The organism is Ruegeria sp. CH2, from assembly GCF_056537065.1.
The window spans coordinates 157,645-172,028 of record NZ_JBQFQV010000006.1 but is presented as its reverse complement, the minus strand read 5'-3'; the positions used below and the strand labels follow the sequence as shown (position 1 = coordinate 172,028).

At 59.9% G+C, this 14,384-nt stretch carries 11 protein-coding genes and 1 riboswitch; of the genes, 2 read left to right on the top strand and 9 right to left on the bottom strand.

The window, feature by feature from the left end; translation table 11 throughout:
- Positions 1-55 precede the first annotated feature (55 nt).
- The 3 genes from glyS to ACR0M9_RS11115 are packed head-to-tail and all read right to left on the bottom strand — an operon-like array spanning position 56 to position 4,029.
- On the bottom strand, positions 56-2,275 hold the full coding sequence (glyS, locus tag ACR0M9_RS11125) for a glycine--tRNA ligase subunit beta (protein ID WP_480773592.1): 2,220 nt from the start codon (positions 2,273-2,275) through the stop codon (positions 56-58).
- A 9-nt stretch (positions 2,276-2,284) separates the two neighbouring features.
- Positions 2,285-3,532 carry a sodium/glutamate symporter gene (gene gltS, locus ACR0M9_RS11120; protein WP_480773591.1) on the bottom strand — a complete coding sequence of 416 codons (1,248 nt, stop codon included), beginning with the start codon at positions 3,530-3,532 and terminating at the stop codon, positions 2,285-2,287.
- On the bottom strand, positions 3,508-4,029 hold the full coding sequence (locus ACR0M9_RS11115; protein ID WP_480773590.1) for a DUF6446 family protein: 522 nt from the start codon (positions 4,027-4,029) through the stop codon (positions 3,508-3,510). Before ACR0M9_RS11115 ends, gltS begins: the two co-directional genes overlap by 25 nt.
- A 78-nt stretch (positions 4,030-4,107) precedes the next feature.
- Between ACR0M9_RS11115 and ACR0M9_RS11110 the strand changes: the two genes are divergently transcribed.
- Positions 4,108-4,740, top strand: coding sequence for a MarC family protein (locus ACR0M9_RS11110; RefSeq protein ID WP_480773589.1), 633 nt, complete (start codon positions 4,108-4,110; stop codon positions 4,738-4,740).
- 5 nt (positions 4,741-4,745) lie between these two features.
- Here ACR0M9_RS11110 and ACR0M9_RS11105 read toward each other — a convergent pair whose 3' ends face one another.
- On the bottom strand, positions 4,746-5,678 hold the full coding sequence (locus tag ACR0M9_RS11105) for a glycine--tRNA ligase subunit alpha (protein WP_267363360.1): 933 nt from the start codon (positions 5,676-5,678) through the stop codon (positions 4,746-4,748).
- Positions 5,679-5,885: 207 nt separating this feature from the next.
- Here ACR0M9_RS11105 and ACR0M9_RS11100 point away from each other — a divergent pair, with 207 nt between their 5' ends.
- Positions 5,886-7,625: a serine protease gene (locus tag ACR0M9_RS11100; protein WP_480773588.1), complete on the top strand. Its 1,740-nt coding sequence runs from the start codon at positions 5,886-5,888 to the stop codon at positions 7,623-7,625.
- Between the two features lie 70 nt (positions 7,626-7,695).
- On the opposite strand, the gene ACR0M9_RS11095 is transcribed toward ACR0M9_RS11100, so the two are convergent.
- From ACR0M9_RS11095 to metZ, 5 genes are all read right to left on the bottom strand, one after another.
- Entirely contained in the window at positions 7,696-9,270 is a 1,575-nt protein-coding gene (locus ACR0M9_RS11095; RefSeq protein WP_480773587.1) for a thiamine pyrophosphate-binding protein, read from the bottom strand.
- A complete protein-coding gene (locus ACR0M9_RS11090; protein ID WP_480773586.1) occupies positions 9,270-10,718 on the bottom strand; it encodes a TrkH family potassium uptake protein in 1,449 nt (482 codons plus the stop codon). Before ACR0M9_RS11090 ends, ACR0M9_RS11095 begins: the two co-directional genes overlap by 1 nt.
- 59 nt (positions 10,719-10,777) lie before the next feature.
- Positions 10,778-11,416 carry a hypothetical protein gene (locus ACR0M9_RS11085; protein WP_480773585.1) on the bottom strand — a complete coding sequence of 213 codons (639 nt, stop codon included), beginning with the start codon at positions 11,414-11,416 and terminating at the stop codon, positions 10,778-10,780.
- 283 nt (positions 11,417-11,699) lie between these two features.
- A complete protein-coding gene (gene folE2 / locus ACR0M9_RS11080; RefSeq protein WP_480481445.1) occupies positions 11,700-12,803 on the bottom strand; it encodes a GTP cyclohydrolase FolE2 in 1,104 nt (367 codons plus the stop codon).
- A gap of 245 nt (positions 12,804-13,048) precedes the next feature.
- Positions 13,049-14,239 (bottom strand): O-succinylhomoserine sulfhydrylase, encoded by a 1,191-nt coding sequence (gene metZ / locus ACR0M9_RS11075; protein WP_480773584.1) that lies wholly within the window; start codon positions 14,237-14,239, stop codon positions 13,049-13,051.
- A 60-nt stretch (positions 14,240-14,299) separates the two neighbouring features.
- Positions 14,300-14,377: riboswitch (SAM riboswitch) on the bottom strand.
- Between the last annotated feature and the right edge of the window lie 7 nt (positions 14,378-14,384).

Sequence of the window (14,384 nt, the reverse complement as noted above, 5' to 3'; positions counted from 1 at the left end):
CTTGCGCCCTTCACGCAAGTGCGTTGTGGGCGCGCCTGCCAGCGCGCCCGGTCGTTTACCCTTCGATCCGGGTCAGATCGGCCACGCTGGAGCAGATCTGCCGGATCTGGCTGAGCAGGTTCAGCCGGTTGCGGCGAACGATATCATTGTCGGTGTTGACCTGCACATCCTCAAAGAACGCATCCACCGGCCCGCGCAGCCCCGCCATGGCGGCCATGGCCGTGGGGAAATCTTCGGATGTCAGCGCGGGTTCGATTTGCGCCTGTGCTGCCTCCAAGGCCGCAAACAATGCCTTTTCGCTGTCGGTTTCGGCGAATTTCACATCCGCACCGTAGGAATACTCCACCCCGTCCTTTTCCTCGGCCTGGGTCAGGATGTTGTTGGCGCGCTTGAAGCCCTGCACGAGGTTTTCGCCATCTTCAGTCGCGATCACCGCGTTCAGCGCGCGGGCGCGTTTGACCAGCAGATTGAGGTCATCATTGCCGTCCATCGCGATACAGGCGTCAATGACGTCGTGACGGATACCTTCGTCGCGGAGGAAGACCTTGAGGCGGTCGTGGAAGAAGGAGAGGAGATCGTCGGATGCGTCGGGGATCTTCTTTTCAAGGCTCAGGAAATCGGCACCCGACACTTCGCCCAGCCTTTCCTTGACAGTCTGGAAGGCTGCGCCAAACACACCGTGATCTGCGATTTCATCCAAAAGTTCGTCAACGTTTTCCGCCGCCAGCGCATCGTTTGCAGCGCTTTCAGCACGCAGTAGCTGTCCGTCGAAAAACCGATCCAGATGCAGGCGCAGGTCATTGTCGAGCACCAACCGGATAACCCCAAGTGCCGCACGGCGCAGAGCAAACGGGTCTTTCGAGCCGGTAGGCTTTTCATCAATCGCCCAGAACCCCGCCAGCGTGTCCAACTTGTCGGCCAATGCAACGGTCACCGACAGCGGAGCCGTGGGCACATCATCCGACGGCCCCAAAGGCGAGTAGTGCTCTTGCGCGACAGCGGCCACGGCGGCATCTTCGCCTGCCGCTTCGATGTAATACCGCCCCATAAGGCCCTGAAGTTCGGGGAATTCATAGACCATTTCCGAGCTGAGGTCGGCCTTGGCCAGGCGCGCGGCTTTTTCAGCCTGATCAGCATCGGCTCCAGTCACTGGGGCCAGTTCGCGGGCTAGCGCGGCGATGCGCCCGATCCGGTCGGCCTGCGTTCCCAGTTTGTTGTGGAACGTGACGTTTTCCAGCGCGCGGGTCCATTGTGCAATGTCCGATTTGGCAATGCGCAGGTCATTTTCCCAAAAGAACTTGGCATCGGCCAGACGGGCCGACAGCACTTTCTGATTGCCCGCCAGAATGGTCGCGCCATTGTCAGCGGTTTCGCGGTTAGCAACAGTGACGAACCGTTCAATCCGGCCCGTTTTGGGATTGCGGACCGAGAAGAACTTTTGGTGTTCTTTCATCGAGGTTTGCAGCACCTCGGGTGGCAGGTCGAGGAATTCGTCGTCGATCCGCCCCATCAGGACAACCGGCCATTCGACCAGACCGGCGACCTCGGCCAGCAGGCCCTGATCTTCGACCAGTTCAAGACCGGCGGCAAAGGCCATGTTCTGGGCGTCGTTCCAGATGTGCTGGGCGCGTTCCTCGGGGGAAAGAACCACGAAAGCCCGCTTCAGCTTGGCCGCGTAATCGTCGAAGGACGTGACCGAAAAGCGGCTGGGCGCCATAAAGCGGTGTCCTGCTGTGGTGTCGCCGGACGAAATGCCATCGACATCCATTGGCACAACCTGCGCCCCGGCCTCATCCGTCAGAATGCACAGGATCGAATGCAGCGGGCGCACCCAGCGCAAGCTGCCACTGCCCCAGCGCATGGACTTAGGCCAAGGGAAATTGCGGATGGTGGTTTCGAGCACTTCAGCAATGATCTCAGCCGCGGGGCGACCGGCCTTTTCGATGGTGGCGAAATAGATGGCCCCCTTGGGCGTTTCGCGTTCTTCCAGCTGATCACGGGTCAGGCCCGCGCCGCGCAGGAACCCTTCGATTGCCTTGTCGGGCGCGCCGACCTTTGGGCCCTTGCGTTCTTCCCGGATGGTGGGGCTTTTCGCCAGCAGCCCCTCGACCGCCAGCGTCAGGCGGCGGGGCGTGGTCAGGGCGGCGGCGTTTGCATAGGTCAGACCGGCCTCGACCAGACCATCGGTAATCCGCTTTTTAAGATCCTCGCCGGCACGGGCTTGCATCCGTGCGGGGATCTCTTCGGAGAACAGTTCGATCAGCAGGTCGGGCATTGTCGGTCCTTAGAAATTGACGATCGTCTGAATGACGATGGCATTGGCGATATCCACAAAGAAGGCGGATACAAGGGGCAGCACGATAAAGGCAATAGGCGATGGGCCATATCGCTTGGTCACGGCTGTCATATTTGCGATAGCGGTGGGTGTGGCCCCCAACGCAAAGCCGCCAAACCCGGCGGCCAGTACTGCGGCGCGATAGTTGGACCCCATGACCGGGAACAGCACCCAGAGGACGAACAGCACCGCGAACACCGTCTGCGCCGTCATGATCACGGCAATGGCCATGCCCAGCTGCGCGATGGTCCAGAGTTGCAGGCTCATCAGCGACATTGCCAGAAACGCGCCCAGCGCAAATTCCGAAATCAGCGCCAGCGACGGTGTGCGCGACACTTTCGGAGCATCGGGAAACAGCGCGTCCCGCAGATTGGCGATCACGATGCCCATGATCAGGCAGGGCACGAACAGCGGCAGTTTCAGCCCGGCGGCGGCAATTGATTCATTCAGCGCATATCCCGAGATGATCGCCAGGTTCAGGTGCAGCAAGACGCGCATGACGGTCAGATGATCGATGTTTGCGGTGTGCCCGTCATGCTCATCCGGCAATCCGATGCTGTGTTCTTCGTCGGGGCGGTCAGGCGTCAGGCCGCGCCGTTCGACCAGCAGGCGCGCAATCGGGCCGCCAACCAGCGCGGCAAGCACCAATCCAAGGGTTGCGACGGCCACACCCAGTTCGGTCGCGCCGTCAAGCCCCGTTGCCTGCGCCACGTCCGGCGCCCATGCGATTGCCGTACCGTGCCCACCGATCAGAGCGGCCGATCCGAACAACACACCGGCCTGTGCGGGATAGCCGAAGATCACCGCCCCAGCCGCGCCAATCACATTCTGAAAGATAATCGTCGCCAGAGTGAGAATCAAAAGCAAGATTAACGGCTTACCGCCCGCAATGAGGTCAGACAGACGGGCGTTCAGGCCGATCCCGGCAAAAAACAGGACCAGCAGGAAATCGCGGGCTGTCAAGCCAAAGGACAGTTCGATCCCGAAGACCAGATAGAGCGTCAGAACCACCAGCGAGGCCAGCAGGCCCCCTGTTACGGGTTCGGGGATGTTGAAATTGCGCAGGGTTGTCACACGTGCGTTGATCTCGGCCCCGATCAGATAGACAGCAAACCCCAGAGTGGCCGTCAGGAAATCGGGGATTTCTATGACATGGCCCACGGTCTGCTCCTTCAGTTTTCCGGGCGCGGCGGACATTCCTCGCCCACGACGGTACCGTCATAGGCTTTTTCACCGCAATTGTTCAACGCATGCCAGACATAGCCCTTGCCATCCGCGGTGATCGCCACAATCCGGTCGACACCGAAATGGATGTTCTTCACCCCCATGAACGCCCGCGCCTGCCCGGATTCAAGCGCATCCGCCAATGACACCGCATCGTAGCATTCAAACCATCCCGGTGCAGTCAGGGGTTTGGAGTTTTCGACAGGCACGTATCCAGCCATCTGGTCCGGCGACAATTCGGTCTCGAAACAGGCGCGATACCGGATCGGAGAGCTGTCGGCGTCGATAGCCTGAAACCCGGAATAGGCGATGGGTTCCGGCACACCGCCTGCATCCGTCATCAGGGCAACGTCCTGCCCCGGTTGCGGTTCGACCTCATAATAATAGCCGTAGACCTGTAGATAATACATGCCGAGGCCTGCCACGATGGCCGACAGCAGCAGAAGAATTGCCAGCAGTTTTCCCGTCATCTTTCAGGCCGCCTCTTTCAAGTTCTTGTAAAATAGGACAGGTTTCATCGGGGAACAGGCAGAAACGAGGTCTACACGATGGAATCCACCTTTGCCGTCGGATTTTTCGGCGCATTGTTTGCGATCATGAACCCGGTCACCAACCTGCCGGTGTTTCTGAGCGTCACTCAGGACCTGTCCGCCGCCGAACAGCGCAAGATAGCGGTCAAAACCGTGATCTACTGCCTGATCCTTGGCGGTGCCTTTGCCCTGGTCGGCAGTCAGGCGCTTGGCCTTTTTGGCATCAGCGTCAATCATCTGCGCGTCGCCGGTGGTCTGGTTGTCATGATGATCGGTCTGAACATGCTGAACGGACACGAAAGCACCTCTCACCACGGGACGAAGGGGGAAAAGGACGCTTACCCCGAAGCCGACACCGTCGCCTTTTATCCGCTGGCCTTTCCAATTCTGGTAGGCCCCGGTACCATCACCACGCTGATCCTGTATGCACACCAGATCAAGAAGCCTATAGAAGCCTTTGTTTATGCAGGCGTATTCCTTGCCGTTGTTGGCCTGCTTCTGATCACGTTCTGGAACGCGGCCTGGCTGGCCCAACGCCTGTCCGACACCGCGCGCGTGATCATGAGCCGCTTTATGGGGATGATTCTGGCGGCTATCGCCGTCAGCATGATCGCGGACGGCCTGAAAGCCCTGTTGCCGGGACTGGCCTGATCGCCTCATCCGGCGCTGAACCCGGCCGCCTCGGTCTGCACAAAGGCATCCGCGCATTGCTTGGCCAGCGCCCGCACGCGCCCGATATAGGCCTGCCGTTCGGTGACCGAGATCACGCCCCGCGCATCCAGCAGGTTGAAGATGTGTGACGCCTTGATGCATTGGTCATAAGCCGGGTGCGCCATGATGATGCGCTTGCCAGTTTTCGGATCGTCATGCGCCTGCGCCAGGATAGTGGCGCATTCAGCCTCGGCCTCTTCGAAATGGCGCAACAGAACCTCGGTATTGGCCACGTCAAAGTTCCAGCGGGCGTATTCCTCTTCCGTCTGCTTGAAGATATCGCCGTATTTCAGTGGGCTGGGCGATTGCGGATCGTTGAACGGCATGTCCATTACGTGGTCGATGCCCAGCACATACATGGCCAGACGCTCGAGACCATAAGTCAGCTCGCCCGAGACAGGCGTGCAGTCATGGCCGCCGACCTGCTGGAAATAGGTGAACTGGCTGACTTCCATTCCGTCACACCAAACCTCCCAGCCAAGCCCCCATGCGCCCAGTGTGGGGCTTTCCCAATCGTCTTCGACAAAGCGGATGTCGTGCAGATCCATGTCGATGCCAATGGCCTGAAGGCTGCCCAGATACAGCTCTTGCAAATCCGGAGGGCTGGGTTTGATCAGCACCTGATACTGGTAGTAATGCTGAAGCCGGTTGGGGTTTTCGCCATAACGCCCATCCGTGGGACGGCGCGACGGCTGAACATAGGCTGCGGCCCATGCCTTGGATCCCAGCGCCCGCAAGGTGGTTGCGGGATGGAACGTCCCTGCCCCGACCTCCATGTCATAGGGTTGCAGAATCGCACAGCCTTTCGAGGCCCAGTAGGACTGAAGCCTGAGGATGATTTCCTGAAATGAACGCGGTGCGCTGGTCGGTTCGGTCATGACATTCCCTCTGGGCGCCCCGTGCGCCCGGTTCCGGTCGGTTTGGCCCTTCCTATGCAAGGGGCCGAGGGGCGTCAACGGGGCTTTGGGCTGTGGCTGTATCTGCGCGGCCACACCACAAATTCCCCGCATTCTCGGCATGGTATTTGGCAAATGAAATCGCGTATTCTGCACCTCAGTACAAACACCGCATAACACGGGCAGACAATGACACGCGTATTTTCAGCAATTCTTTTGTTTCTTCTGGTCGGCCTGCGCGCCGCGACCGCACAACAAGACCCCGGCGTCTGGGTTCAGGTCGAGGCGCAGCCCTCGCTGCGCGAAGCGCAGGACCGGGCGCAAGCCTATGCCAGCACCCTGCCCGATGTGAACGGGTTTCGGCTGAACAGTGGCTGGTATGCCATCGTCATTGGCCCCTATTCGCGCGGCGATGCCGAGCAGGTTTTGCGCGTATACCGGGCCGAGGGGCAGATCCCGCGTGACAGCTTTGTCGCGTTTTCAAGCGCGTTGGGGCAGCAATTCTGGCCCGTCGGCGAAAACGCGGTAAACCGCGACGTCGTAAGCGCGCCAACGGAACCGGCAGCACAGGCGGAAGAACCCGTGGCGGTTACGACCCCACAGGTTTCGGATGAAACCCGCGCACAGGCGCTGCAATCCGAGCGCCTTTTGACCGCGCAGGAACGGAAAGACCTGCAAACGGCCCTTCAGGCGGCGGGTTTCTATAATTCGACCATCGATGGCGCTTTCGGCCAGGGAACCCGCCGGTCGATGGGCGATTGGCAGCGGTTCAACGGCTATGAGGCGACGGGCGTTCTGACCACGGTGCAGCGCAAGGCCCTGATGGATGAATACAACGCGCCGCTGATCTCGGCCGGGATGGACCGGTATTCCGACGACGCGGCCGGAATTGCGCTGGACATGCCGTTGGGTACAGTCAGCTTTGACCGCTATGAAGCTCCGTTCGTACATTTCAAAAGCGCCTCGGATATGAACGCCCAGGCCCTTTTGATCAGTCAGGAGGGTGACAAGAACACGTTGCGCGCCCTTTACGAGGTGATGCAGTCGCTTGAAATTGTTCCGCTGAACGGCCCGCGTGAGCTGGGCCGCGACCAGTTTACCCTTGAAGGGCGCGGCAATGGGATCGTTTCATTCACGCAGGCGCGGTTGGCCGATGGAATGATCAAGGGCTTTACGCTGGTCTGGCCCGAAGGGGACGAGGCGCGCCGCCTGCGTGTTCTGGCTGCGATGGCGACCAGCCTGAGCACAACGGACGCGGTTCTGGATGCCGCCGCCGGTGCGGATGCGGAACAGCGCATCGATCTGGTCTCGGGTCTTCAGATCCGCAAGCCGCGGCTGTCGCGGTCGGGCTTTTTCGCTGGTGCGGACGGCACGGTTCTGACGGTGTCGGAAGCCGCCGAAAGCTGCACCCGGATCACCCTGGAGGGGGATCAGGAGGTTAAACTGGCGCTGACGGACCAGGAGCTTGGTGTTTCGGTCCTGCGCCCTGCAAAAGCCCTTGCACCCATGAGTGTTGCTGCTTTCAGCACCACCCAGCCGCGCATTCAGTCCGAAGTGGCCGTATCCGGCTTTTCCTATCAGGGGGCTTTGGGCGCACCGACGCTGACCTACGGTCAAATCGCGGATATCCGTGGCCTGAACGGCGAGACAGGTATCAAACGGCTGGCCCTGAACGCACAGCCCGGCGATGCGGGCGGACCGGTCTTCAACGACAGTGGCAACGTGGTTGGCATGTTGCTGCCGACACCGTCAGAGGGGCGCACGCTGCCCGCGTCTGTCAGCCTTGCGGCAACGGTCGAGCGGTTGACAGAAATCCTGACGAAAGCCGGTGTTTCCGGGCAGTCGAGCGAGGAAACCACCCGGATTTCCCCCAACGAATTGAACCGGCGCGCAACCGGAATGACGGTTCTGGTGCACTGCTGGGACTGAGCCCGCGCAGATATTGAAACCAGACATTGAAACACCAAAGCGCCGCATGAACTTGCGGCGCTTCTTTTTTTTACAGAATGTCCGGGGTCACGTGGATCAAGGTCGGGACAGGTGCATCGAAAGCCGCGCGAACTGCGCTCTGCATCTCAGCCAGAGATGAAGGGGCTGAGGAACGCGCGCCAAAAGCCTCGGCCAGTTTGCAGAAATCCGGGTTATGCGCCACCACCGCATTGGGCGCGATCTGGCTGCGGACCATGCTGTCTTCGATTTCTTTCAGCTTGCCATTGTCCCACAGGATGATCGGCAGCGACAAACCCAGTTCGACCGCAACACCCAGTTCCTGCATCGTATAGTGGAACCCGTAATCCCCGGCGATAACCGCCGTTGGTTTGCCGCGCCGCGCCACCGCGCCGCCAATTCCAGCCGGCAAACCATAGCCCAGCGTTCCGAACCCGGTCGGATGATGCCAGTGATGCGGATAGGCCATGTCCCACACTTCTTTCGCGACATAGGCGAATTGGGTCATGTCGGAATAGATCATGGTATCTGCGGGCATCGCCGCGCGCAGCGCATCGGCCACTGCTACAATTCCGGGCCGTTCGGCATCCACCTCGGCCCGCCACCGGGCGCGGGTTTCGGAAATTTCATCGGGCGACCAGCCGGTTGCCGGTTTCAGGTTTTCGGTCGCCTGCCACAAGGCGCGGGCAAAGCTTTCGCTGTCGGTTTGCAGTTTGATCGCGGCGCGATGGTGGTCGGACAGGACTTCGGGATCAAGGTCAACGCGGATCAGCGTTGCCGAATGCCCAAGGTCGATGCGCCACAGATCGACCTCGCCCAGTTCTGCGCCGACCGCGATGACCAGATCCGCTGAGGCGATAACCTCGGCGCTGCCGGGGCGCGGCAGCGACGCGCCGAAATCCAGCGGATAGTTAATGCCCGGCAGTCCGCGCCCTGCGTATGAGGTAAAGCAGGCAGCCCCAAGCTGTGTCAGAATCTGCCGCCAGTCGCTGGACTTGCAACCGCCCCCCAGAATGAACAGCGGCCTGTGCGCAAGGTTCAGCATCGAGACAACAGGCGATACGTCAGGCGGCAATGCTTTGGTGCGCAACGCGGGCTGGTTGGGGAAAGGTGCCGGATCAGCCTCGGCCTGCAACTGCGCGATTGGCACCTGAATGTGCTTGGGGCGCGGGCGCGACAGCTCGAATTCTTCAAAAGCGCGTTCGACCAGCGCATAGGCGGCCTCGGCCGTATTGGCCTGTGCCGACCAGTCGGCAACGGTTCCGGCCGCAAGGCGCTGGTCCTTCATCTGGTGCAACTGGCCGCGCAAGGCCTGTGTTTCATCAAGGCAGGACGACACCACCAGCATCGGCACCGAGTCGCTGTAGGCTTGCCCGATCGGCGTCATGATGTTGCACAGGCCGGGCCCGGTGATCACATAGGCAACCCCCGGCTTGCCGGTTGCGCGGGCATACCCATCGGCCATGAACCCCGCCCCCTGTTCGTGACGGGCCAGAACATGTTGGATGCCAGCCTCTTCGATGCCGCGGTACATTTCCTGATTGTGAACGCCGGGTATGCCGAAAATCACGTCTACGCCACGATCCTTGAGCATATGCGAAATCTGCGCGCCAAGGGGTCTTTTCATCAGCCTCTCCAGAATTGAACGGTGAAGATCGCGTAAACGGCCAACAGCTCGAGCCGCCCGACCAGCATCCCGATTGTCAGAAACCATTTGGCCGTGTCGTTGAGATTTGCGAAATTGCCCGCTGGTCCGATCTGATCGCCCAGACCGGGACCAACATTGGCCAGCGCGGTCGCCGCCCCGGAAACGGCTGTGATGAAGTCCAGACCTGTCAGCGCCAGCGCCCAGGACAGCACGCCCATCGACAGAACAAAGAACATGAAAAAGCTCATCACCGAGGTCAGAACACCCTGCCCCACGGGCCGCCCATCGTAGAGCGGCACGAACACGCCATGCGGAGACCTGATCCGTTTGATCTGACTTTTGATCGAGGCAAACAGCAGCTGGTAGCGGAATATCTTGATCGAACATGCGGTCGATCCTGCGCAGCCGCCAATCAGGCCGATCAGGAAGAACATCATGATCGGAAAGCTGCCCCAGCCCATGTAATCGACACTGGCATAGCCGGTCCCCGAGATGATCGAGGTGATGTTGAACAGAGATTCCCGAAATGCCTGTTCCCAGTGATGCGGAAAGACCGATGTCAGGAATATCGACATGATGATGACCAGAACCAGAATGGTCGCCAGAAACGCGCGAATTTGACTGTCTTTCCACAGGGACGCTGTATGGCCGTTTGCCAGCTGGACATAGCGCACAAAAGGAAGCGCCGCCAAAATCATGAACACCGACGCCGCATATTCAGCGGGGCCTGAGAAGGTTCCGAACGAAGCGTCATAGTTCGAGAACCCACCGGTCGAAAGCGTTGTCAACGCATGTACCAGCGCATCGAAAAAGTTCATTCCCAGACCGGCGTAAACCAGCGCGCAAACCAGTGTCAGGAAAACATAGATGAGCGAAATCTGACCCGCGATCTCTTGCGCGCGAGGCAGGATTTTACCCATTGTTTCAAAGCCTTCCGAGCGGAAGATCTGCATGCCGCCGACACGCAGTTCGGGCAGGAACACCATGGCGACAACGATGATCCCGATACCCCCCAGCCATTGCAGGATACCACGCCACAGCAATAGCCCCTGCGGCAGGGTATCCAACCCGGAAATCACCGTTGAACCTGTTGTTGTCAGGCCGGACATCGCCTCGAAATACGCATCGACAAAGCGCAGCTCGGTTTCACCGAACAGAAACGGAATTGCCCCAAACAGGGGCAACGCCGCCCAAACACCGGTTGTCAACAGGAAGGTCTGGCGGATGGTCAGCCCTTCGCCCACACCGTTCGAGCAGCTCATCGCCAGAACGGTCCCGGTCAGCGTCGTGATAATGGCGCTTTCCAGAAATACCGGCCATTCGCCGCGCCCCTCGATCAGGTCCGCGAGCATAGGCAGCAGCATGGTCGCCCCAAGAATGGCGACCAGCAAGCCAATCACATATCCGACCGGGCGAAGATCCATCATGACGCGCAGGGTTGGCGTGCCAACTCGACCGTGTCAAGCAGATGATCCCGGTTTACCCGTCAGTTTTTGACATCTGTTCCGGGCATCACAGGCGGTTTTGACGGGGCGCGTGATTTTCGCGCCTGCGGTTTGCGCGGTTCCGTCGCCGGGGCTGGTTTCGCCTGCACCTTGGCCGGGGCAGGATCGGCCTGTGTCGGCTTGACCTGCGCTGCCTGAACAGCCGCCGGTGTCGCAGGGGTGGGCTTGGGCGTTACGGGCGACACGCTTTCGGTCGCAGGTGTCGCCGCGGATTCAACAGGCTTCACTGCTTTTTCATCACTAACCGCTGGTGTCGGTTTGGCTGCCGCCGGGGGTGCCGCCGTGGGCCGCGGACTGGCTGAAAACTCAACAGGTTTGGCTACCGGCTTGGCCGGCGCAGGTTTGCGGGCCAGCTTTTTCTTGGCCGTTGATGATTTCACCGGCAAGCGTTTCGCACGCGCCACGGCAGGTTTGGGTTTGGCCGCCGGTTTTTCCGCCGGAGCTTCCACCACTGGACCCGGTGCTGATGCTGCCAGATGCAGGGCGTGGACCGGCACCATCGGCAGTTCAAGCGCCGAACGGGTCATGATCTGTGCAATCTTGATCTGGTTGACGATCGCATAGCCAGCCATGCGTATAGCCGCGGCCTGAAGCTCCAGCGGTTGGGTAATCGGATTCATTCCATAGATCTCCTGTGAAAACGATGCAGCCAGAAAAGTAAGGGTAAAGCGCCCTGCCCGCTCGGGGGGTCCGGGCGGAGGTTGGGGTCTTGCAGTCCAAGGCGTCTCACGTCTCGGCTTCCTTTCGGGTGACACACCATTGAGCGCGCCGGTGTGCCGAAGCTGCATTCCCCGTCAGGATACAGGAGTTCTTCACGCAATTGCAGCATTTTTGCTGCGCTGCGGCGAATGAGCGCCGATCAGGTAAATCTCTGATTAAATTCTAGCCACTTACCCGAGACGTTCAGCCAACGTGAAACAGGGTCGTGAACAGTTTCGGGTCAAGGCTGGACGCGGCGAAGGTTGGGCCTTCGGTCAGAATCGACACGGCGTCATGGCTGTGCAGGCTTTCCTGATGGCTTGCGACAACGCGAAAATCACCGACGTGATGATCTGCCAGCAACTCGGCACAAAACAGGCGCGCGGCATCTTCGACGAAGATCGGATTAGCTGCGTTCAATTCGGCAAAAGCCTGTTCATCTTCGCGCTTCACCATGACCTGCGTTTCCGTCGGAACCGCACGGCGGCACAGCGCAATCAGGTCTTCAAACCACAGGCAATCCGCATCGCAATCCACGACAACCGAAATCCGCGCGACGGAGCGCTGCGAATGCGGCGTCGCCAGCTGACCACGCATCGACCGGGCATGTTCGCTGAGTTCCAGCGAACAGGGGCAGGTCGAGGAATAGACATAGTCAAGGTGCATGATCTTCTGACGCACACCGTTCTGTTCGACCAGTTCCAGCGCGATGTCGTAATACTGGTAGCCTTCAAGGCCCGAGCGCAGGCTTTTGATCCTGTCCGGGTAGGAAAAGCGCATCTGGATACGGGCGTCGAAGCTGTCCAGATCGGACATGTAATCGTCCAGAGCGGATTCCATAACCTCAAAGCTGAACGTCCGTTCCGCATGTTTGTAGAAAGACCGCATGATCCGGGACATGTTGATGCCCTTTTTCTCGGCCTCAAGGCTGACCGTGCCGGTGATCGAGGTTTCCAGCGTCAGGTCTTCGCCCTCTTTCCGGTGGAACCGGATCGGCAGGCGGAAGTTCGAAATACCCACATGTTGGATCTGCTGTTTGGCCCCACGGATCAGGCTGGACGGGCCGTTCTGCAAATCCGGCAAGGATGCGCGGTACGCCGCATCGACGGTAAAGTCATCGGGGTAGGCGCGCGAAAAAGGCGGATAGTTGCCCGCTGCCAAACCGGGCAGCAGCCGGGCCACAGCCGGGTCAAGCTGGTTTATCTCGGCTTCCGAAGCAGATTTGGCCCATTGCCGCAGAACGTTCAAAGCCTCGGCAGCCTTGTCCCGATCCGGTTTTTCATCAATGTCACGCGGGTGAACGTTCATCAGCGGCGGTTCCTTGGTTGGTCGTCGGACTATATATGACTGATGGTCTAATACCAGTCTAACCCGATACGTCGGCAATAGCAGCCCGGATTGAAAAATCCGGCGCAAAACCGTCATCTTGCAACAGTTAGCGCCTTTTGAAGGTGGGAACAGCGGGCGGCACGCCTGGCTGCCGCCCGAAACAAAGTGGCCGCTTAGGCACGCAGCCTGCCCCCCAGTACAAAAAGGACGCGGGGGGCTTTGGTTTATTTCTGCGAGGCTTCCAGCGCTTGCCGAAGGTCGGCCAGCAAGTCACCTGCATCCTCAAGCCCGACGGAAAAGCGGATCAGGCCCGGTGTAATGCCCAACTGGTCCTTCTGCGCGTCGCTGAGACGCTGGTGCGTTGTTGTCGCCGGGTGCGTCGCGATGGATTTGGCATCGCCCAGATTGTTCGAAATCACCGGGATGGTCATCGCATTCAGGAAGGCAAACGCTGCATCCTTGCCGCCCTTGATGTCCAGCGATAGCACAGTCCCGCCCTTGCCGCCCAACTGGGTCTGAACCAGCGCGTTCTGGGCATGGGTTTTCAAACCGGGGTAAAGCGTCCGTTCCAATGCCGGGTGCCCTTCCAGCGCCTCGGCGATCTTTTGCGCGCTTTCGGCCTGTGCATTGACCCGCAGCGCCATCGTCTCAAGGCCCTTGAGCATGATCCACGCATTGAACGGGCTCAGCGCGCCACCGGTATGCTTGAGATAGGGTTCAACGGTTCCGCGGATGAAGTCCTTGGTTCCGATGATCACACCGCCCAGCGCACGGCCCTGCCCGTCGATATGCTTGGTCGCTGAATAGACGACCACATCCGCGCCCTGCTGGATCGCGCGTGAGAACACCGGGGTCGAAAACACGTTGTCCACCACCACAACAGCACCGACCGCATGGGCCAGATCGGCCACAGTAGCAATATCGATCACCTCAAGCGTGGGGTTCGACATGGATTCAAAGAAAACGGCCTTGGTGTCCGGGCGGATTGCAGCCTTCCACTGCTCCAGATCGGTGCCGTCCACAAAGGTCACTTCCACGCCATAGCGGCTCAGGATGTTTTCAAGGATATAGAGGCACGAGCCGAACAGCGCCTTGGCCGAAACGACATGGTCCCCGGCTTTCAGCATCGAGGTCAGAGCGCCGTTGACGGCGGCCATGCCCGAGGCCGTCGCAAAGGCATCTTCGCCACCTTCCAGCGCCGCGATGCGTTGTTCGAACATGGACACGGTTGGGTTGCCGTAACGGGCATAGATGAACTCGTCGGGGCCACATTCCAGAAACCGGGCCTCGGCCTGTTCCGCGCTTTCGTAGACGAAACCCTGCGTCAGGAAAATCGCCTCGCTCACCTCGTTATACTGGCTGCGACGGATGCCGCCATGGACGGCTTGGGTGCGTTTGTTCCAGTTCTCGCTCATCTCATTCCTTTCAGCCTCGGGGGAGGCAAACAAAAAACCCCAGACGCGGCCAAGCGAAAGGGGTCTTTCATCCTGACCTTTTAGCGGTGTTGTTTAGCGTGGCCCGCAATCCGGTAACAAATCGCCACGTAGCTTCAGGATCGCA

Bases quoted from the DNA above. Each gene is read 5' to 3' on its own strand.
- glyS (WP_480773592.1), bottom strand. From the start codon at position 2,275: ATGCCCGACCTGCTGATCGAACTGTTCTCCGAAGAGATCCCCGCACGG.
- gltS (WP_480773591.1), bottom strand. From the start codon at position 3,532: ATGTCCGCCGCGCCCGGAAAACTGAAGGAGCAGACCGTGGGCCATGTC.
- ACR0M9_RS11115 (WP_480773590.1), bottom strand. From the start codon at position 4,029: ATGACGGGAAAACTGCTGGCAATTCTTCTGCTGCTGTCGGCCATCGTG.
- ACR0M9_RS11110 (WP_480773589.1), top strand. From the start codon at position 4,108: ATGGAATCCACCTTTGCCGTCGGATTTTTCGGCGCATTGTTTGCGATC.
- ACR0M9_RS11105 (WP_267363360.1), bottom strand. From the start codon at position 5,678: ATGACCGAACCGACCAGCGCACCGCGTTCATTTCAGGAAATCATCCTC.
- ACR0M9_RS11100 (WP_480773588.1), top strand. From the start codon at position 5,886: ATGACACGCGTATTTTCAGCAATTCTTTTGTTTCTTCTGGTCGGCCTG.
- ACR0M9_RS11095 (WP_480773587.1), bottom strand. From the start codon at position 9,270: ATGAAAAGACCCCTTGGCGCGCAGATTTCGCATATGCTCAAGGATCGT.
- ACR0M9_RS11090 (WP_480773586.1), bottom strand. From the start codon at position 10,718: ATGATGGATCTTCGCCCGGTCGGATATGTGATTGGCTTGCTGGTCGCC.
- ACR0M9_RS11085 (WP_480773585.1), bottom strand. From the start codon at position 11,416: ATGAATCCGATTACCCAACCGCTGGAGCTTCAGGCCGCGGCTATACGC.
- folE2 (WP_480481445.1), bottom strand. From the start codon at position 12,803: ATGAACGTTCACCCGCGTGACATTGATGAAAAACCGGATCGGGACAAG.
- metZ (WP_480773584.1), bottom strand. From the start codon at position 14,239: ATGAGCGAGAACTGGAACAAACGCACCCAAGCCGTCCATGGCGGCATC.